The following is a 20,111-nucleotide window of genomic DNA, read 5'->3' on the forward strand; positions in this document are numbered from 1 at the left end:
TATCCTATCAAATTTTTTATCAGGTTTCGGAGTTGAGATCAAGGGCGCCGTTTCCGCTTCCCAGCCTGTCAAAACGATTCAGGATGGAGATGAACAAGGCCTGCCGCATGAATACGGCGCCATGCGCCTGGGTGAAGTAGAGATTATGATGCGTTCCGTCCAGGTTGGGATCCAGTTCATCCAGCCGGGCCAGGGGATGCAGCACAACTGCATCCTCTTTCAGCTCCGAATCCTGGTTGAGTTTGAAGCGGGAATCCAGGGATTTATAACTGTCGCCAAGGAAGGCAATAGAATTCATATAGATCACATCCAGGTCGCTGATCACCTCATTTATATCGCTTGTTATCTGGAAATCCACTCCGGATTCGTCCAGTTCCTGCGCCAGCTCTTCTCCAAGCGGATTGGCCAGCTCCGATACGATGGAAATGCAATGGATGTTTTCCCGGAAAAGCAGGGACATCTGAAGGAATGATTTCACGGCCCGCATGCTCCCGGGAGTGCCCAGTATGCCCAGGTGGATCTTATCTTGTTTCCGGGCCCGGTTCTCTTTCAGCCTGGGCTTCCATTTAAGGATCGCAAACCAGTCTGCAAGCGCCTGGGTGGGATGTTCGCCCGAGCCGTTCCCCGCATTCACGAGCGGGATACGAAGATTCTTCATCACCTCTTCCACCGCAGCTGTTTCGGTATGGCGCATCACCACCAGGTCGCCGTAGGCATTGAACATCTCGCCTATATCCGACAAGGATTCGCCCTTTGCCACCCCCGTAGACTGTCCTTCGGGAATGCTGATCACTTTACCGTCAAGGCGGAGTACAGCGCTTTCGAATGAGAGCCTGGTACGGGTACTTGCTTCAAAAAAGGCAGTGATCACGATTTTGCCGTCCAGCGGATGTCTGTTCCCGATCTCGGTAGCTTCCAGGAGGGCCGCGAATTTACACAGCTCGCAAACGAGTTCCTTGTCGAACTGTTTGACGGAAAGCACCGACTGTCCTTTTAACTGCCGCAGAATATCCAGGTTAATACTTTCCTTCTTCAGCAATTTTTTAGGATCCGGATGCAGTCCGTCCGGAACAAGCGGGTCGCTTTCCACCGCCTTTCCCTTTTTGCTCAACTTTTCGATCACCATACCTTTTTATTTTTAATATCATTTACCAATAGTACCAGCAGGGTAATGGTCGCCACGCTGATCATCACCAGCGACAGGATGATTATAAATGTTATGAAGCCTTGCGAAAAGAACATATTATTTTAGTCTTTCAGAGCAGCTTCCCTTTCCGGGAAACCGGGCTCATGTGTTTCATTTAAGGTTTGCCAGTTAAAGTTATCCGGGAACAGCCAGGTACAGGCCACGACAGTGATCATGGAAACGGCCGCTCCCACCAGGGCTCCGGTGTACCAGCCAAGGCGGAAATAGGCAATAAGGCCCACAATGGTTCCCAGCACCATTCCCATAATGGCTCCATAAGCGTTTGCTTTTTTCCAATACAGGCCGGTGGCAACCGGCCAGATAGTACTTCCTACCAGGGGGCCGGCAAAGAAAAGGACCGTAGCCAGCGTACCAATCCTGGGAAGGCAGACAATCAGCGCCACCACGCCCAGCCCCAGCACGATCCATGAAGAAATTTTCCGCAGTTTCCGGCCGGAAGCGGAAGGATTGATCATTTTACGGTAAATATCTTCGGTTATCAGGTCGGCGGTAGATGCCAGCAGGCTGTCCAGGCTGGAGGCCAGCGAGCAGAAGAATACCATGAATACCACGACGGCGCCCGCCTTGCCCAGGACATTCGCTGCCACCAAAGGGCCCACCATGTCCGGACTGGTAATATTGATGCCCAGGGAACCCGAAGCCAGGGCAATGAAGCCGGCGGCCACGGGAATCGGAAGCCATGAAAAGCCGGCCAGCAGGTACGCCTTCTTTCCCACTGTGCTTCGCATGGCATGGGCCCTGCTCCACCAGACGTTACTGTGAAATACTTCACCCAGCCCGAAAAGCAGGTTATTGAACACCGCCATCATTGCCGCAGGCATCAGCGCGTTCAGCAGCATGGGCCGCTCCTCACGAAGATCCGAATAGATCTGGTCCATGTCAACTACCTGGAAAACCGCCACCCCGATGATCACCACGCCAATCATAATCAGCACCGATTGGATATAATCCGTTCCTATCACGGCATAAAGGCCTCCAAACAGCGTATAGGTAACACATACCCCAGTATAACTGCGGTGCCGATCTCATAGGGAATACCTGCGATGGCATTCATCAGAATGCCTCCGGCCATTCCCATGCTGATGAGCCAGAAAAAACCGTAAAATATACTAATTACCAGGAACAGGATCCAGGCAGGCTTCCCGTAGCGCAGGCGAATGAAATCACCGCTGGTGTACCCGTTGGGCATCAGGGTCCGGATACGTTTCGCAAGCGGGGCGAATAAAAGCAAGCCCAGGGCTCCGGTGGAATAAGCCAGCATTCCCCAGATACCCAGTTCCAGGGCAAACTGCGGCGCCAGCATGGTCGTGTTGGAAGTAACCCAGGTAGCCATTACGGTCGCAGTGCCGAATGCCAGCCCTACATTCCGGCCGGCCAGCATATAGCCCTCCATGTTTTTGGCCTTCTTGCCCCAGTAAACTCCGAGAACAATCCACAGCACACTAAGCAGGGCAAGGAGGAGCCAGCCAATTTCCGGTGATATAATATACGACTGGTGCGTCATGCTTATTTCTTATTGAATTTGAGCGGATTTCCTGACGCCGTACAGGACCATGCCGGCTGTGCAGAGAAAGACAAGTCCTCCGAGGCCCAACAAGACATAGGTGAGCGTTAAAGAATGATGGATTACTTCCAGTTTCAGCACATTGGACCAATCCTGGCCCTGTTCCCTGACACGAAAATAATAAGTACCGTTTTCAAGGCCGGAAATAAAGGTAGCCCGGTCCGGCCCCTGGTAGATGGTTTTAGCTTCGCTAAAGGATTCCCCGCCAGCCTGCTGCACTTCGAAAATGCGGGCTGCGGCAGGCGGCTGCCATTCAAGCTTAATATGCCCGGCATTTGAAACGCCGCCTTCAGCCGAATAAAGTCTGATTTCCTGACCAGCCCCCAGGGCAGGAGCAGCCATCAGCATCAGCAAAAAGAAGATAACCCGGTGATTTATCTGTACGTTCGGATAGAGAAACGTCATTAATTACAAATATGACGGTTCTCATCGACTTACGCAAGAAATCACCGGGTTATTTTAAATTAATGGTTATTTTTCTTTAAGAATACTATCTCGGAACAGCGACCTGCAGAGTGGCGATACGATAAATATTCTCATAAGGTTTCCCTGTAACTTCGTCTCCCTTTCCGGCTTCGATCAGGTAGGTTCCCGTCCATTCGGGCGTGAAAGAGCCTTTTCCTGAAGCGTCAGCCTGGAAACTCTTAGACCAGCCGCTGGGGGCGAAGGCCGTGACATATGCTTCGGCAACCGGGCCTTCCGGAGAATGACAGGAAACAGAAAGGGTCTTGCCTTTTCCTGATTTGGCGGCCGGATCAGCGTAAAGATACAGCTCGTTGGTCCCGGAGGCATAGTCTGAAGATGCCAAAGCGTCGCCTACACGTACCAGGGCGGTAGCATTGAACTGGTATAGCGTACCCCCGGATATTTCCGCCACGTTATGGGAAACACTCAAGGTGTACAAGCCATCGGCGGAAGGGGTAAAAGCGGCCGAAAAATGATCGCCCTGGTTGGAAACCTTTAATTGCTCCTTACTTCCGTCAGGTTTTACCAGCCAAAGGGTGAAGCTGCTTACATCGGACCACCAGTCTTCGATCTTGTCAGGAACACCAGCTGCGGGTTCCCCGTAAAATACCTTCACGGTATGTTCTTTCCCGGATTTGCCGGAAGAATTGGATTCTATCCATAAGGCGTGGGCTGAAAGGTGCAGGGAAGCTGTTCCGAGCAGCAGTAAAAGCATCATTGATCTTAACATAATTGTATGGTTGAATTCTTAAGCTATGCCGGGCGTATTTTGCCGGATGCTGTGCAAATATAAAATTATTTATATTAAGTCTAAATAAATTAATAACCCTGTTCTTGTTGAATAGAGCGGCCGGTTTCTTCGGCTTCTTTTTATACATTTGCATATATGAGCCAGCATTCAGAAGAATTCTTAGTCGCCTCGGAAGTTAAAGCCTTTGACCTGGACCACCGGCGTACCATCAATTATAACATGGGAAAGTACCAGACAGCCGTCACAAAAGGGCTTTCCCGCTTTAACAACCTGGAAAACTCGAAACGGCGGGCTCATACCATCAAGTGGAAGACGATAGAAAACCTAGACAAATACCTGCTGGAATTTGAACAGAATTTCACCCGCAAAGGCGGGAAGGTAATCTGGGCGAATAATGCGGAGGAGGCTAACAAAGAGATTCTCCAGCTATTAAAGCAGCGGAATATTAAAACCGTGGTAAAGTCAAAATCCATGGCCACAGAAGAGATCGAGCTTAATGAAGTCCTGGAACACGAGGGGATAGAAGCCCTGGAAACTGATCTTGGAGAATACATTATCCAGCTGCTGGGCCAGAAACCTTATCATATCGTCACTCCGGCCATGCACCTCTCCAAAGAGGATATTGCAAAATTATTCCATGAAAAGTTTGGAACGCCGGTTAACGCCACCCCGGAAGAACTAACGCTCAAAGCAAGGGAGCTGCTCCGCGATAAATACCTGGAAGCGGGCGCGGGGATCACGGGGGGGAATTTTATGATCGCTAACACCGGCAGTATCTGCATCACGGAGAACGAAGGGAACGGCCGCCTTTCCACGACCTTTCCCAAGATCCATATTGCGGTGGTAGGCATTGAAAAGATTATTCCCAACCTGGCGGACCTCGATATTTTCTGGCCCCTGCTGGCTACCCATGGAACCGGTCAGAACATCACGGTTTATAACTCTGTATTCAGCGGCCCCCGGCAGGCCGATGAACTGGACGGCCCGGAAGAGATGTACGTGGTGCTGCTGGACAATGGCCGCAGTAATCTCCTGGCCCGGAAAGAACAGCGGGAAGGCCTTTATTGTATCCGCTGCGGCGCCTGCCTGAATGCCTGCCCGATTTACCAGAACGTGGGCGGGCATACTTACGAAACCACCTACAGCGGCCCCATTGGCTCCATTATCACGCCCCATTTCCAGGGCATGAAGGAATTCAAGCACCTCAGCTATGCATCCAGCCTATGCGGGAAATGTACCGAAGTTTGCCCGGTAAAAATTGAAATACACAAAATACTGCTCCTCAACCGCCGGGATTCGGTGGACGAAGACATGGCCCCCAAGACGGAGATGTGGGGATGGTACTTCTGGAAGAACGCCATGCTGCGCCGTAAATTCATGAACGGGGTAAGCGGAAAATGGAAAAGCTGGTTCATGAAGACATTTTTCAGGCGTGCCTGGGGCAAGCGGCGCGAACTTCCCCCCTTCCCTCCCAAATCCTTTAACGAGATCTGGAAGGAAAACCATCCTTAGTGCTGTGTTAAGCGTGAACTTGCAGCACCAAGCCTTGGTCTTGTCGCCCCGGGCGGCTTAGCGTAGTGGGGGCTTTCAGTACTAAAGTTCATACGAAGCACACAGTTCAAATCTAGCACAAATTTTCATACGAAGAACGTCAGCCCCCATTACGCCAAACCGCTGTTACAGGCAGTGTTTCTTCAGTTGTTACGGTGTTCTTTATTTTCGTCCTGTCGCTTCTTGTATTTGTGCAGAGTAGCGTTCGCCAACGATTTTGATTGTCGCCAACGCAGAATTTATTTTGTCTAACTCATCAGTAGTCAAAGTGATGTTGTCAGCACCAATGTTTTCCTTTAAACGATGCAATTTTGATGTTCCCGGAATTGGAACGATGAAAGTTTTTTGAGCCAGCAACCAAGCCAATGCAATTTGTGCAGGTGTGGCATTTTTGTCTGCGGCTATGGAAACAACCAGATCAACTAATCCCTGGTTGGCTTCTCGGTTTTCTTTACTAAAACGAGGGGAAAAATTTCTTATATCGTCTTTGTCAAGTTCAACATTTGCGTTGATTGTTCCTGTCAAAAAGCCTTTGCCCAGTGGACTGAATGGAACAAAGCCAATTCCCAATTCTTCCAATGTAGAAATAATGCCTGTTTCGGGTTCACGGTAAAACATTGAATACTCACTTTGCAAAGCCGTCACAGGCAAAACAGCGTGAGCCTTGCGAATGATTTCGGCAGGTGCTTCCGACAAACCAAAGTGTTTTACTTTTCCCTGTTGAATTAAATCTTTTACAGTTCCTGCAACGTCTTCAATCTGCACATTCGGGTCAAAACGATGTTGGTAAAACAAATCAATTACGTCAGTTCGTAATCGTTTCAAAGATGCTTCGGCAACGGCTTTTATTGTTTCGGGACGACTGTCTAAACCCAATCTTACATTTCCATCTTTGAAGCCGAATTTTGTTGCAATTACAACTTTGTTGCGAAATGGCTCGAGTGCTTTGCCAACCAACAATTCATTTTCGCCATAGCCTTGTGCCGTGTCGAAAAACGTAATGCCGTGTTCAACTGCCGAACGAATTAATTTTATACTTTCTTCTTTTGTCGGTGCGTTTGGAAAGCTCAAACCCATTGCACCAAAACCTAATGCAGATACTTCTAATCCGCTGTTTCCTAATTTTCTTGATTTCATCTTTTCTTGATTTTAAAATTTGACACCGCAAAGGTTGTTCAATAAAAAATGAAACCATTTGCCATTTGGCAAAAAGTGAAATTTAACGGATATTTTTTCTTATTCTGCTCAATGAAGATTGCGTAATTCCCAAATAGGAAGCGATGTAGGATAGGGGAACTCGATTTGCCAATGTTGGAAATTTGTCAATGAATTCACTGTAACGGGTAGCTGCATCTTGAGAAACTAATTTGCTTCTTCTTTCTATTTTTTCAGTGTGTTGTTTGTTGTTTATCTTTTGTATAATTTTTTCCCAACCTATAATGGTATCAGAAATTTCCTTCCAGTCTTTTTTTGAAAACACTGTGAGTTTGCAATCAGTAACGGCTTGCAAATATTCGGAAGGAGTATAGTTTCCATCTAAATTTGGCCCATCTAAAATCAAAAGATTTTCATCAATAAAGTATCTTGTATATTCTACGCCTTTGCTATCGTAATAATAAACACGAATCACACCATCTGTAAGAAAACCGATTTGTTTAACAGTTTTTCCTGCTTCCCAATAATAGTCGTCTTTGCGAAGTTCTAACTCCGTTGTTTTGCCTGTAATAAGGTCAATTTGTTGTTTGTTCAAATTGCCAAACTGTAAAACGTAGTCAATGAATTTTTCCATTCAGCAAAGTTAGTTGTTGTTATCAGTCGGTCATTGTCATTTGGCAAAAAATGTCGGATTGTGCGGTTGTCTAAGATTGCCTGTAACACTAGTATTAACGCGGTAATTACCTGCTGCTTTTCCCGCCGCCCAGCTGGAACACCCTGCTGATATTAAAACCGAAGTGAATATTGCCTTTAAAAAAGTCGCCGCTGGTCTCGGTCAGGAAACCTCTTTCGGTCATTTGCCGGGCATTGGTAAAATGCAGCTGGAATACATGCCCGCCGGTTTCTATATCCAGCCCAATAGCAAAAGGGTTATGAGAACCGGCTGCGTCCTCGCGGAAACGGTAAAAATATTCAAGATTGAGTGACATCCGCTCGCTGAGCTTGTACCGTGCGCCCGCGCCCAGGGCGGGAAGATCAACCGGGTCTTCGTTCAGGGGCACCAGATTCCGGTGAAGGAGTGTTGGTGAAAGCTGCAGGGAAAAAGCCTCTCCGAACTTCCTGGCCAGCAGCACCTGGGTAACATAGGCCCAGCGGTGTTTAAAGTCCCGCCGTACAACAGCTTCATCGGAAGTAGCCGTGGTATTGACCGTCGCCTCCAGGAAAAGCGCCGCGCTGAACGGCATACGGTCATCACGAGTCTGATCCAGGAAGCGATATTTCAGGAATCCGTCTACCATTTTATTGAAAGAACTGCGCTGCAGCGCTACCTGAAGTTTATCGCTGATGCCATACTCAAGACTAAGCATGGTATTGGCGTCATCCAGGCCAAAGAAGGTCTGCACGCCGTTATCGACCTGTCCGAAACGATGGGAGATCACCAACTGCAGTTCCCCGGCGCCCGATCCCTCGATACTTTGCCCGTTAATGATCCGGCTTGCTTTAAAAGTAGCGATCACTTTATCGTATTCAGCTGTCCCGGCCGAATCAAGTACCGAAAGCAGGCTGTCCTGGGCAAGGCTCCCTGAAGGCAATCCCGCCTGCAGCAGAAAAAGCGCTATGGCGAATAAGACGTTGTTTTTCATTATTAAATCAATTTGTTTTCGGTTTATAGTGGTATTCCAGCTTTACATCCACTATTTCAGCAATATTCCGCACGACCAGCCTGGGTATGGTAATCCCGTGGTCTTTCAGGGCTACCCGGAAGCTGGATTCCAGCAGCAGCTCCTCGCCTTTCTTTTCCAGCGTACCAGCGGCTTTCACGGGCTTTTCAACGCCATGAATGCTAAGTATCCCTTTCGCCTGTACCTCTTGCTTTCCCTGCCGCGAGGGCTCAAAGCCCAGGATCTTTCCTTTGAATGTGGCTGTAGGGTATTTATCAGACTCCAGATAATTCTCATTAAAATGTTCCTGCATCAGGGATTTCCGGAACTGAAAGCCTCTTATAGGGATCAGGAATACAATTTCAGCGTTTCCGAGATTCAATACACTGGCTCCCCCGTCATTCCGGGCGGCTATGTCTTCCAGCGGAGCCTTTGAAAAAAAGGAAGTTTCGCTTTTATAGGACTGGTAAACCTGGGCCTTTGCTTCCCTTCCTGCCATAAGCAGCAGCATAGCCACCACATATTTCACATGATATCTTTTCATCTTCTTCCCTTTCTGCCTGGTTAATTGTCCTTTTTTCCCTGATCTACCCAGCAGGTGATCATATTGATCTCTTCGCTTGTCAACACGATCCCCGAATAGGGCGGCGGCATGGAACCTTCCCGGGTACGCTTTTTTATTTCATCCGCATACTCCAGTATATTTTCCTTTACCATAAAATCCGGAAGCCCGGTCCCCGCCGTATGGCAGCCGTCAATGGCGCAATTGCTCTGGAGCAAAGGCATGATGTCCCCGCTCAGGCTTACGGGAACGGAACAGTCAGGACGGTCAAACAAAGCTTCTTCACTATCGCCGGAGCAGGAAAAACTCCATACCAGGGCCATAAAACTGGCTGTTATTATCAGTTTTTTCATTGTAATGTGTTTATAAATCAATTGTTAACAGGGGCGCCTTCTGCTACCCAGGCGGCAATAGCGGCTTTTTCGGCGGAACTCAGGGAGCCTCCCTTAGGCATCCGCCCGGCCTGCACTTCGGTGTTAATGCGCGAGGCATTTGCTTTTACCTTGTCATCGGTACTCAGGTCCGCATGCGGAAAGCCCGGCTGCCCGGCTTGTTTATGGCAGCTCCAGCAAACATCTTCGATAATTGGCCTGATCTGCGCGTCGTAGGAAACCTGTGAATCCGCCAATTCGTCAACGGTAAACTGCTGACTGGCCGTACAGGTTTCCCCGTCTTTCGCCGTCACGGTGTAGGTTCCTGCCGCGAGTCCCGAAAATGTGGGAGAAGTTTGAAAATTGCTCCCGTCAATACTGAAGGTAAAACCGGCGCTGCCGCTGGCATTCGCGGTGAGGCTGCCATCATTTTCTCCTTCGTGGGCATTGGTGATGGAGGCTGTCAGGGAGATATTCCGCGACGCACAGGGGTCAGCATCGTCTTCCGAACAGGCTCCAAGCCAAAGGGGGGCGGTGAACAGTAAACTGACCGCATACATTGATGCTCTCATACTTGTTTGATTTTAATTTGTGTTTCATTGGATCAGTTTTTACGTATGCGCTCATTTATTTCTTGTATTCTGTTTTTTACTCATGTCCAGGGTCAGGCCTACCGCTGCCCCGGCGGAGATTAGCCGCACGCCGCCATGCCCGATACCGGTCAGCGGCACCTTTATAAAAGGCGTCAAGCCGATGCTCATTTTATCGCTGATCTTTCGCTCCAGGGTCAGGCCCGCGTTCCCCACTCCCATGAAATGCTGGTTCTCGTTATGATATTCGTAAAGCCTGGGCTCAGCGCTGCTGTACTCGTATTCGTATTGCTCACGCAGCATCAGGTAACTTGAAAGCCCCGCGTTCAGCGAAATACTGTTCAGGCCTTTCCGGTAAACCGTATAACGCAGGTTCAGCGGTATATCGATCACATTGCAGTTGGCGGCAATGTTTACCAGGTCCCGCGGGGAATAACCGGTATGATAATCGGACGGCCTGGCATTGTAAGGCTTCTGAGAATAAACAACTCCGGTATGCAGGCTCAGGCGTTCGCTAAAATGCACTCCCAGCCCCAGCCCCATATTGACCCCCAGTTTACCTTCGTTAAAATTTACCACACCGTTCAGGTCAGGAGCAGCCAGTAACCCCAAACTGAATGTAATCCCCTTTTTCCCGGAGACAGGCAGGCGGGTCCCGGAAGCGTCTGTTCCTCCGGATTCCGGAACCCCGTTTCCGGCAGCGCTGATGCTTGCCGTACCGGATTGCTTATGCCCGCCTGAAAAGTCTGCAGCCAGCGCAGGAGCCGCAGCGGCAGACAGGGCCAGCCCGCTGCTCAATCCCTTCACGTCAAGGCCGCGTTCACGCTTTGCCGCAAGCCATCGTTCTCTCTCCTGCATCTCTTCCCCGGTATTGGGCTTAAGGTCCGCCCCGGCTAATTCTTTAGTTAATTGAGGAGTTTTTCCAGCCACCGGCCGGCTGTCTTCAGGCGCCGGGTGCTGTTCGCCAGCCGCCGGTCGTTGTTCTGCAGCCGTCACCGGTCCTTTGCCCGGCTCCGCACGTCCCTCTGCCGATGCCCCGGGCTCTTCGACCGGCGCTGCAGGCAGCACTTTCGTACCCGGCTGTTCTTCTCCGCTTACAGGCGGCAGCTCCCCATTTGCCGGAGGGCGGTTTCCGGCCAGGGAGGGTATATCCCGGGTCTTGTCGCCGGCATCCCGGAAATAACCCGTGTACGCCCATACGCCAAGGCCCGCAAGGAGTACCGCTGCGGCGGCCCTTAGCCACCACAGGGGGATTAACCGGCGCCTGCCCTTACGCTCCGCCAGCTGCTGCTCCATCCTTTCCCAGGCGGTCTCATCAAAGTCAACGCGCCCTTCGGAGAGCTTCTTCCTGATCTTTGACTCAAATTCCTGATCCCACTTATCCATTTTTCAGTTTTATGCTGGTTATCATCATCCGGTCCGGCCGCCCCGGGGAAACAGGCCGGAGCTGTTGCCTGATCTTCAGTTTCAGCGATTCCCGGGCTTTGAACAAGTTTGACTTGGAAGTCCCCACGGAAATGGACAACATGTCCGCTATTTCCTCATGCTTGTATCCGTCAATTACGTGCAGGTTAAACACCGTACGGTAAGAGGAAGGAAGCTGCTGTACAAGGCCAATCAGCTCATCATAGGAAAGTTTGTCAATAACACTAACGGGAAATTCCGCTTCCAAAGCCGAATCGAGACCGTCATGATGGTAGTGTTTATGTGCAGCCCGGTAGTGATCAATGGAGGAATTCACCATGATCCGGCCAAGCCAGCTTTTAAATGAGCGCTTTGGATCATACGTTCCGATCCGTGTAAAAACTTTCATAAACCCATCATTAACGATCTCGACGGCTTCTTCCCTGTTTGGCGCATAACGCAGGCAAATACTCATGGAGTATCCAAAATACTGCCTGTAAAGAGCCTTCTGACTGGAACGATTTTGTTCCAGGCAACCTTTTACAAGGTTATCCATCAGCATGGTCTCATCAGCGCTCACGTCGAACAGTTTTCGTAAGGAAATACGAGCGGCTTTATGAAATGGTTGGTCGGGGCGTCAAATTATTTTACGCGGATCACCCGGTCATCTACGATCAGCACTCCCGTGGAGGAGATCCCCTCCGTACGTACATGCAGACTGTCTATACCGGATGGAACCGGGACCTTGAAGACGGACCGGCCGGAAAAATCACTTTTTGCGTCAGGTTTCCAGTACACAGCGGCCCGTTCCCTGAACGCCGGATCCGTGGCGGGCACCTCATACTTTGGAGCGTAATAGGCCACAGGTGCGGAAAAACCTTTCACGAGCATATTCACAATATTCAGTTCGCGACGCGGCCCCCAGTCTACTTGCTGGGTACGGGTTTTGATGTTTATGGATCCGCCAGCGCCCCGCTGCCCCAGCATGGCATTCCCGGATTTGTTGACCGCAACAGCTTCCACTTCGCTGATATGGATCATGTCCAGCCAGGAAAGGTCCTCCATGGGCATATCGTCTACGATCAGCACGGGCGCCCCTCCTCCGCGTCCCATGGAGTTCCCCATAATATTAAATTCCTTCATGAGGAGATCGCGAAGGCTATTGTATTGAAAATAATTGTCTTTCGTAATCACCACTACGCGGTCGTTAATATTGCTGAAATAGGTACTGCCGGCAAAAGGAGACGCTTCCTTATCTATGGCCTGCCCGGTTACGGTAACCCCTTCCAGTAGTTCGGAACCTTCCGGAAGTATCAGCGAAGCGGTATTTTTAACAGGCGCTTCCGGATCCCGAAGAGGCAGCGGCGGCGGGTTCTTTTCATACCTGGGCTCAGTAATTTTAGCCTCCAGTTCCCTGAAACCCGAACGGCCCTTGGCATTGGTCGCATTGATGATCACGCGGGTTGAATCCATCAGAAATACGTTCGGAAGTATAAATGCGCCGGAGCTATCCACATCCACTACGGTCATAAGGCCGTTTTCTGGCGAAAAGACGGATAACTGGCTTTGTTCCATTTCCTTCCGTGAGATAGAATTCAGCACTTTTCCCCGAATAGTAAAGCCTTGTTCAAATTCATGAACCGGCGCGGGCCGGCTGCCCTTGCTGATCGCTTCCCAGTCGTAACTTCTCCATCCCTGCGTTAACAGCAGGTGGTCGAGCCCCTTGATACGCTCAAAGTCTTCTTCTTCCTCAAAATACCACGCGGGATATTCGATATTACCTTTTATGTCCGATTCCAGCAGCAAAGCTGCATAAATAGATGTTTCGAAATTCGCGAGCCCTGTCTGCGCAGGCAGAAAGGAAATACTCAGGTCGGCCTCCAGGGGTTCCGAACTGCTGTCTTCCGCGATCAATGAAAAGGCGAGAGAATCGCCTTCCAGCCTGGAGTCTATTGAAATCTGCCCCAGCTGCTCTTTTCTCCGGTTGAAGATCATCCTGTCGGCGACGGGCTGAAACTGCTCATTGAACAGGGTAACGTGATTAATCCCTTTAAGCAGCAGGGATTTATCCATATCGATTTTCAGAACAGGCCGGTTGGTCCAGTTGACAATCAGCATACGGGCTACTTTCCCCTGGTTATGCACAAGCAGGTAAAATTTCTTTCCGTTCAGCCCGGGAAGTGATGCGGCATTTGTACGGACCAGGATGCTTGCCTTCTCCGGGAAAAACCATTGGGCGCTCAGGCCAATCCCCTGCTCTTCCACCGGTGGAAGCTCAACCGTCTGCACCCCGCCGTTTTCGCCCGGAAGGAAAAATTCGGCATAATACCGTTCCCCGGGTTGAGGATTCAGCTGAAGGCTGTTCATCCCCCATTTGCCACCGCTCAGTTTCAGCAATGTATCGCCTTGCCCGCTTTTCAGTAATCCGTCCAGGGCGGCTCCTTTTCCCGAAGGCCCGGTAATTTTGAAAGCTACAGTATTGACAATCCCTGCCAGCAAATGACCTCCTTCAGGGAAAAAGCTAATATCATAGGCAGATTCGCGGGCGCCGGATGAAAAACCTCCCGGGGCCTCTCCTGCTTCATCCCCAGCCGGCCCCTCCCCGGATTTCTGCACACCGCCGTTCACCCGGAAAGTCCTTGTATAAAAATTCCCCTCGTCCATGTTCCTCATCCAGTTGGTATAGGCCCTGAACGTATAAATTCCGGGAGCGAGCGTATCCGCTAAATGGATCATTCCGGAAGCGGCGCCCTTTTCGGCAAATAATACCTGGCGTCTGACGGGATTGCCCTGAGGGTCAAAAAGTTCAGCATAAACATTCTGCATCAGGTCAAAAGGCCTTTTTTCCCGCGTATCCAGCAGGTAAATCTTAAACCATACGCCTTCGCCGGTCATGTAGGCACTTTTATTGAAATGAGTATAGATCCCTTCGGAAGGAAGTTCAAAATATTTTCCATAGGGAGTCAGCAGCTTTTCCTGGAAGAGGCTGTCCTGCGGATTTTCCTGGGCAAGTGCGCCGAGGGTAAAAACAGCCGCGAAAAAGAATAAGGTAAGTGGTTTTTTCATAAATTGGTTTTAAGTACTATTGCTAGTGTTCTGTTAAGCCTGAACTGCCGTATAAGTCGCAGGTATTTTTGTTCCAGGCAATGCGAAAAAAATCTGCGTAGCGGGGACTACGGAGATTTTTTTCAAAGCCGCCTGGGGCAAAAAGCACCAAGGCTTGGTGCTGCAAGTTCAGGCTTAACAGAACACTATAGCCACAAGTTAAATATAAGCAAAATATGAACCGGCAGGAGTACATGGATACCGCTTTTTTTCGTAAAGTCTGCCAGCTGCTGCTGCGGCCGCGGCTTATCGAGGAAAAAATGCTTGTTTTACTCCGCCAGGGAAGGCTGGGAAAATGGTTTTCCGGTATCGGCCAGGAAGCCATTGCCGTGGGCGCCGCCATGGCCATGCAGGAGAACGAGTATATCCTGCCTATGCACCGGAATCTGGGCGTGTTTACCACCCGAGGAGTACCCTTGAAGCGGCTTATGAGCCAGTTTCAGGGGAAAATGAACGGGTTTACCCAGGGGCGCGACCGTTCCTTCCATTTCGGCAGCCGGGAACACCGGTTGGTAGGGATGATCTCACACCTGGGGCCGCAGCTGGCAATTGCCTGCGGCATCGCGCTGGCCGACAAACTTTCCGGTAAGGGCCAGGCTACCCTGGCCTTCACCGGCGAGGGAGCTACCAGCGAAGGTGATTTTCATGAGGCCCTTAACCTGGCTTCGGTATGGGACCTGCCGGTGATCTTTCTCATTGAGAATAATGGATATGGCCTTTCCACTCCTGTCAGTGAACAATACCGCTGCCAAAGCCTGGCAGGCCGGGCCGCCGCTTATGGCATGGAAGGAATACAAATTGACGGGAATGACGTCCTGTCGGTGTTCGATACTGTCAAAAAAGCGCGTGAATATTGTATCCGGGAACAGCGCCCCTATTTGATAGAATGCCTTACTTTCCGCATGAGAGGGCATGAAGAAGCTTCGGGCACCGGCTATGTTCCTGCATCCCTGCTGGAGGAATGGGCAGCCCGGGACCCTATAGCTGCCTTTGAACGCTTCCTCCGGGAAGAACGAATTATGTCGCCGCAAGAACTGGATTCTTTAAAAAGCAGCCTGCGGGAGGAAATAAACGCGGATGTCAAAGCTTCCCTGGAAGAAGAACCTGGTATAACCGCTTCCGCCGAAACGGAACTGGCGGATATGTACGCGCCTGCGGCGCCCCGGGACGTACTTTCCGGGACTGATAAAATAAGCAAAAAACGTTTTATCGATGCGCTTTCCGACTCGCTGCGCCTGGCGATGCAGCGGAATCCGGACCTTATCCTGATTGGCCAGGACATTGCCGCTTACGGAGGCGTGTTCAAAGTGACAGAAGGTTTCCTGGAAGAATTCGGCCGCGAAAGGGTGCGAAATACGCCGCTTTGCGAATCGGCGGTGATAGGGGCAGCTTATGGATTGAGCATTGCGGGTTATCGTTCGGTGGTGGAAATGCAGTTCGCGGATTTCATCAGTATGGGCTTTAACCAGGTGGTAAATAACCTGGCAAAATCACATTACCGCTGGAAGCAGCCGGCCAGCCTGGTCATCCGGATGCCTACAGGCGCCGGAACAGGCGCCGGGCCTTTTCATTCCCAGTCGACGGAAGCCTGGTTCATTAAAACACCAGGCCTGAAAGTCCTCTACCCGGCTTTTCCATCCGATGCCAAGGGATTATTGCTGGCCGCAGTTGAAGATCCGAATCCTGTTCTGTTCTTCGAACATAAATACCTTTACCGGCAGCTTAGTGATGAGGTGCCTGAAGGCTATTATACGACTCCTATAGGTAAAGCCAGGCTGGTGCGGGAAGGACGCGATGTATCGATCATTACTTACGGCCTGGGAGTACATTGGGCCCTGGAGGTACTGGGCCGGCATCCGGAAATTGCTGCCGACCTTCTGGACCTTCGCAGCCTCCTGCCCTGGGATAAGGAAGCCGTAAGCGCCACCGTAAAGAAGACCGGGAAAGTGCTGGTGCTTCATGAGGATACGCTTACGGGAGGCTTTGGAGGAGAAATTTCAGCCTGGATAGCCGAACATTGCTTCCGCGACCTGGATGCACCTGTGATCCGCTGCTGCAGCCTTGATACGGCCGTACCCATGAATCCGCTGCTGGAAGCAAACTTTTTAGCTAAATCCCGCCTGGAAGACCGCCTGCTGCAATTGCTGGCTTATTAACGAGGATTGACGAGCGCTGACGAGGGGCAATAATTAATTCGCAATATTAATCTAAATCCATACTTTCGTCCATAAATTTTAAGATTTAAGAAATGAAAAAACACTTACTTCTTTTCGCAATCGCCTGCATGGCCTTCGGGATCAGTACCAGCTACGGACAGGCGACTTTCGGAGTTAAGGCAGGCGCCAACCTGGCCAACGCCAATTTCGACACGGGTTCTTCCCTCAGCGTTAAGCCTGATGCCATCATTGGCTTTTATGCCGGCCCGACTGCCCGCTTTGATGTAAGTTCCCGCTTTGCTATTCAGCCGGAACTTTTGTTATCGCTCCAGGGATTCAAATGGGAATTTGACTTTGAAACAGGAGGTGAAGACGTGGGCTTCGACGCGACCTTCCAAAATCTTTACCTGAACCTGCCGGTGATGGCCCGCTTTTCCGCTACGGAGGCACTTCACCTGGAAGCCGGCCCACAGGTAGGCTTGCTGCTGAGTTCCAAAGTAAAAAATGAAGACGTATCTGTCGATTGGGAAGAAAATAATGAGCTGGACTTTGGGTTGAACATAGGTGCAGGTTACCAGCTTCCCATGGGATTATCCGTTGAAGCCCGCTATAATTTCGGACTGGCTAATATTTTTGGTGACATGGAAGATGACAATACGTCCGTTACCAACAGGGTGCTTTCCCTTGGTCTCGGCTATACGTTTTAGTTCCGGTTCGGTGTCGCACTGTGACGGCGCTGTAAGACGGCACTCCGGGCGAGCAGTTAAACAAAACTGATTGACAAGAGGTCGGGCCTTTGCAGCCAACCCCATCAAAACAATTAACCTCCTGAAACTAAAAGCATTCTTCTATATGAAGCAGGCCTCGCCCTTCCGGCGGGGCTTCTTTTTTGAAAGGCTTGGCAGCTTATTTCAGCATTTTTGTTACCTGAGCCAGCATTTTTGTTACAATTTAGGGTTTTTTTTCTTTCCCTTTTGGCACATAAATTGAGTTCGTAGCCATAACCAGCAAAAAGCTGGGGTAAAATTGAAATTATGAAAAAGTTAATAATGTCAGCATGTATTGCAGGCGCCTTGTTCGCAGCGAACGGGGTAACTGCCCAGGATGCTCCCGGCCTGCGCCTGGGGAACATCGGTTTTGAAACAGGCTTTTCCCTGGAAGATGGATTTACCATTCCTCTGGGCGGAACCTTTAAATTTGAAACACCTATCAGCTCGCAACTGCACGGAACCGCCACCGCCGGGTACATCAGCGTACAGGGCGATGAAATTGAAGGCTTCGAGATCCCTTCTTATGATTATGTTCCGCTGAAAGCCGGGTTGAAATATTACGCAGCCGGCAATTTTTACGTTGACGGTGAGATCGGTGCCGGAATCGGCGTTTCCGACGGCAGCGAAACGAAGTTTCTCTGGGCGCCGGGCGTAGGTTACCAGTTCCCTGTAGCGGATAACAAATTCGTGGATCTTTCCGCGCGCTTCGAAAACGTCGGCGAACTGAGCAACCTCGGCATCCGCCTCGGATATTCATTCAATCTTTAAAAACAATAAACAGGATAAAAGGAGTTGTTTCCAGGGAAACAGCTCCTTTTTCTTTTTTTAAATTTCGCTAATTGCAGAATGGCACATTAATTGTCTTTCCCCCTATTATGATGAAAAAAACACTTTTAGTACTTACAATCGCTGTCTTAGGCAGCTGCTTCCTGGCCTCAGAGTCGCAGGCGCAGGATTACAAAAATGCCATCGGAGGCCGCTTTGGAACGGCTAACGGATTGACATTCAAACACTTCTTCAATTCGAATGGAGCCCTGGACCTGATCCTCAACATCCGGGATCATAATGCCCATGATCATTTTTACCTGGTAGGCTTGTATGAGGTACATAATCCCATCCCCAATGCCGGAGGCCTTAACTGGTACTACGGAGGAGGTGCGCACATTTTCTTTGTGGATCATGACCACGACGGTCCCGATGACGATGTGGACGGCGGATTCGGTATTGACGGCGTACTTGGACTTGATTACAAGTTCAACGGCGCCCCGATCAACCTGAGCCTCGACTGGAAACCCGCCCTGGATATAGCCCCGGACACGGACGGCGACCTTGGTTGGTTTGGTTTGTCGATAAGGTTTGCCTGGTAGTTTTTGCCTATTAACGGTTTAAAGTTCAAGGTTTAAAGTTCAAGGTTTAAAGTTCAAGGTTTAAAGTTTGTAGTTTTTAGTTTGTAGAAATTGCTTGTAACAGTTAACGTACGAATGGTTCAAAGTTCAAGGTTTAAAAGTTTCTAGTTTCTAGTTTCTAGAAGTTGCTTTGTGACCGTTAAGGTGGGAATGGTTTTAAGTTCTAATGGTTCAAAGGTCTTCTTAAACTTAGGAGCAATGTTAAGCACTCCAGACCAGACGAGTCCAAAGCCATTGCGGAGCAATTGAAAAACTTTAAAACCTTAAACTTTAAACTTCAAACTGTTGCGAGTTCCGCGAGCAACAAAAAACCTTGAACATTAAACCTTGAACTTTAAACTGTTGCGAGCATTGCGAGCGCCAAAAAAACTTTAAACCTTAAACTTCAAACTTCAAACTGTTGCGAGTTCCGCGAGCAACAACGTTAAAGGAGTTTTTGGATAATTTCTTCGATGGTGATTCCTTCGGCTTCGGCTTTGTAGTTGCGGACGATGCGGTGACGTAATACGGGCAGGGCTACGGCCTGGACGTCTTCGATGTCGGGTGCGTATTTACCTTTGATAGCGGCATGGCATTTAGCGCCAAGTACCAGGTATTGGGAGGCGCGGGGGCCGGCGCCCCAGGTAAGGTAATTATTTACATCTTCGCTGGCAAGGAAAGTACCCGGCCTGGTTTTGCTTGCCAGTTTCACGGCGTATTCCAGTACGTGGTCGGTTACAGGTACTGATCTCACCAGCTGCTGAAAGGCGATAATCTCTTCTGCGTTCAGTACTTTCTGCAGGTCCTGTACCTGGTTGGCGGTCGTATTTTTTACCACCTGCACTTCCTGTTCGAAGGTGGGGTAATCCAGGAAAATATTGAACATAAAGCGGTCAAGCTGGGCTTCGGGAAGCGGATAGGTGCCTTCTTGCTCAATTGGATTCTGCGTTGCCAGCACGAAAAAGGGTTGCTCCAGCCTGTTCTGTTTTCCACCGACGGTAACAGCCCGTTCCTGCATAGCTTCCAGTAATGCCGCCTGCGTTTTTGGAGGCGTCCGGTTAATCTCATCGGCCAGCACGATGTTTGCGAACACAGGGCCCTTCACGAACCTGAAATGACGTTCTTCATCCAGGATCTCGGAGCCGGTAATATCGGAAGGCATCAGGTCCGGGGTAAACTGGATGCGGTTAAAGCTCAGATCAAGCACCCGGGCGACAGTTTGTACGAGCAGGGTTTTAGCCAGCCCGGGTACGCCCACCAGCAGGCAGTGCCCGTTGCAGAAAATGGCGATCATTACTGATTCCACGATGGCATCCTGACCTACGATCATTTTGCCGATCTCCTTCTTTGCCCTGGCGCAAGCCTCGTTCAGGGCGGTAATTCCCGCCACGTCTGATGAAAACGGAACTGTCAT

Annotated in this window: 21 protein-coding genes; 5 read left to right on the top strand and 16 right to left on the bottom strand. The window is 50.1% G+C overall.

Annotation, left to right across the window (positions count from 1 at the left end):
- Window positions 1-19 precede the first annotated feature (19 nt).
- The 6 genes from FRZ59_RS01315 to FRZ59_RS01330 form a co-directional block, all read right to left on the bottom strand.
- Complete coding sequence (locus tag FRZ59_RS01315; protein WP_132127662.1) at window positions 20-1,126, bottom strand: aspartate/ornithine carbamoyltransferase family protein; 1,107 nt, start codon at window positions 1,124-1,126, stop codon at window positions 20-22.
- Window positions 1,120-1,242: a hypothetical protein gene (locus FRZ59_RS19325; protein ID WP_262709585.1), complete on the bottom strand. Its 123-nt coding sequence runs from the start codon at window positions 1,240-1,242 to the stop codon at window positions 1,120-1,122. The genes FRZ59_RS01315 and FRZ59_RS19325 overlap by 7 nt, the downstream gene beginning before the upstream one ends.
- A 6-nt stretch (window positions 1,243-1,248) precedes the next feature.
- Window positions 1,249-2,169, bottom strand: a complete 921-nt coding sequence (locus FRZ59_RS18685) for a sodium:solute symporter family transporter (RefSeq protein WP_262713143.1) — start codon at window positions 2,167-2,169, stop codon at window positions 1,249-1,251.
- Window positions 2,166-2,711, bottom strand: coding sequence for an SLC5/6 family protein (locus FRZ59_RS18690; RefSeq protein WP_225975129.1), 546 nt, complete (start codon window positions 2,709-2,711; stop codon window positions 2,166-2,168). Before FRZ59_RS18690 ends, FRZ59_RS18685 begins: the two co-directional genes overlap by 4 nt.
- A gap of 9 nt (window positions 2,712-2,720) precedes the next feature.
- Complete coding sequence (locus FRZ59_RS01325) at window positions 2,721-3,176, bottom strand: hypothetical protein (protein WP_132127660.1); 456 nt, start codon at window positions 3,174-3,176, stop codon at window positions 2,721-2,723.
- Between the two features lie 85 nt (window positions 3,177-3,261).
- A complete protein-coding gene (locus FRZ59_RS01330; protein ID WP_158640484.1) occupies window positions 3,262-3,954 on the bottom strand; it encodes a DUF4198 domain-containing protein in 693 nt (230 codons plus the stop codon).
- Between the two features lie 168 nt (window positions 3,955-4,122).
- Here FRZ59_RS01330 and FRZ59_RS01335 point away from each other — a divergent pair, with 168 nt between their 5' ends.
- Window positions 4,123-5,499: a LutB/LldF family L-lactate oxidation iron-sulfur protein gene (locus FRZ59_RS01335; protein ID WP_132127658.1), complete on the top strand. Its 1,377-nt coding sequence runs from the start codon at window positions 4,123-4,125 to the stop codon at window positions 5,497-5,499.
- Window positions 5,500-5,700: 201 nt separating this feature from the next.
- Here FRZ59_RS01335 and FRZ59_RS01340 read toward each other — a convergent pair whose 3' ends face one another.
- The 9 genes from FRZ59_RS01340 to FRZ59_RS01380 all read right to left on the bottom strand — a co-directional run bounded on the left by FRZ59_RS01340 (window position 5,701) and on the right by FRZ59_RS01380 (window position 14,347).
- Entirely contained in the window at window positions 5,701-6,675 is a 975-nt protein-coding gene (locus FRZ59_RS01340; RefSeq protein ID WP_132127657.1) for an aldo/keto reductase, read from the bottom strand.
- Between the two features lie 82 nt (window positions 6,676-6,757).
- Entirely contained in the window at window positions 6,758-7,327 is a 570-nt protein-coding gene (locus FRZ59_RS01345; protein ID WP_132127656.1) for a Crp/Fnr family transcriptional regulator, read from the bottom strand.
- 106 nt (window positions 7,328-7,433) lie between these two features.
- On the bottom strand, window positions 7,434-8,336 hold the full coding sequence (locus FRZ59_RS01350; RefSeq protein ID WP_132127655.1) for a DUF5777 family beta-barrel protein: 903 nt from the start codon (window positions 8,334-8,336) through the stop codon (window positions 7,434-7,436).
- Window positions 8,337-8,343: 7 nt separating this feature from the next.
- Window positions 8,344-8,898 carry a YceI family protein gene (locus tag FRZ59_RS01355; RefSeq protein ID WP_207910191.1) on the bottom strand — a complete coding sequence of 185 codons (555 nt, stop codon included), beginning with the start codon at window positions 8,896-8,898 and terminating at the stop codon, window positions 8,344-8,346.
- Between the two features lie 20 nt (window positions 8,899-8,918).
- Entirely contained in the window at window positions 8,919-9,269 is a 351-nt protein-coding gene (locus FRZ59_RS01360) for a 2-polyprenyl-6-methoxyphenol hydroxylase (protein WP_132127654.1), read from the bottom strand.
- A 17-nt stretch (window positions 9,270-9,286) separates the two neighbouring features.
- Window positions 9,287-9,859: a hypothetical protein gene (locus FRZ59_RS01365; protein ID WP_132127653.1), complete on the bottom strand. Its 573-nt coding sequence runs from the start codon at window positions 9,857-9,859 to the stop codon at window positions 9,287-9,289.
- A 51-nt stretch (window positions 9,860-9,910) separates the two neighbouring features.
- Entirely contained in the window at window positions 9,911-11,263 is a 1,353-nt protein-coding gene (locus tag FRZ59_RS01370; protein ID WP_132127652.1) for a porin family protein, read from the bottom strand.
- Entirely contained in the window at window positions 11,256-11,861 is a 606-nt protein-coding gene (locus FRZ59_RS01375) for an RNA polymerase sigma factor (protein WP_225975130.1), read from the bottom strand. The genes FRZ59_RS01370 and FRZ59_RS01375 overlap by 8 nt, the downstream gene beginning before the upstream one ends.
- 62 nt (window positions 11,862-11,923) lie before the next feature.
- Window positions 11,924-14,347 (bottom strand): hypothetical protein, encoded by a 2,424-nt coding sequence (locus FRZ59_RS01380; RefSeq protein ID WP_132127651.1) that lies wholly within the window; start codon window positions 14,345-14,347, stop codon window positions 11,924-11,926.
- A gap of 215 nt (window positions 14,348-14,562) precedes the next feature.
- Here FRZ59_RS01380 and FRZ59_RS01385 point away from each other — a divergent pair, with 215 nt between their 5' ends.
- The 4 genes from FRZ59_RS01385 to FRZ59_RS01400 all read left to right on the top strand — a co-directional run bounded on the left by FRZ59_RS01385 (window position 14,563) and on the right by FRZ59_RS01400 (window position 18,679).
- A complete protein-coding gene (locus FRZ59_RS01385; protein ID WP_132127650.1) occupies window positions 14,563-16,542 on the top strand; it encodes an alpha-ketoacid dehydrogenase subunit alpha/beta in 1,980 nt (659 codons plus the stop codon).
- A gap of 92 nt (window positions 16,543-16,634) precedes the next feature.
- Window positions 16,635-17,249: a porin family protein gene (locus FRZ59_RS01390; protein ID WP_132127649.1), complete on the top strand. Its 615-nt coding sequence runs from the start codon at window positions 16,635-16,637 to the stop codon at window positions 17,247-17,249.
- Between the two features lie 327 nt (window positions 17,250-17,576).
- Complete coding sequence (locus FRZ59_RS01395) at window positions 17,577-18,080, top strand: hypothetical protein (RefSeq protein WP_132127648.1); 504 nt, start codon at window positions 17,577-17,579, stop codon at window positions 18,078-18,080.
- Window positions 18,081-18,187: 107 nt separating this feature from the next.
- Window positions 18,188-18,679 carry a hypothetical protein gene (locus FRZ59_RS01400; RefSeq protein ID WP_225975131.1) on the top strand — a complete coding sequence of 164 codons (492 nt, stop codon included), beginning with the start codon at window positions 18,188-18,190 and terminating at the stop codon, window positions 18,677-18,679.
- 463 nt (window positions 18,680-19,142) lie between these two features.
- On the opposite strand, the gene FRZ59_RS01405 is transcribed toward FRZ59_RS01400, so the two are convergent.
- Window positions 19,143-20,111, bottom strand: coding sequence for an AAA family ATPase (locus FRZ59_RS01405; RefSeq protein ID WP_132127647.1), 969 nt, complete (start codon window positions 20,109-20,111; stop codon window positions 19,143-19,145).

Source organism: Anseongella ginsenosidimutans, from assembly GCF_008033235.1.
Lineage (GTDB): Bacteria > Bacteroidota > Bacteroidia > Sphingobacteriales > Sphingobacteriaceae > Anseongella > Anseongella ginsenosidimutans.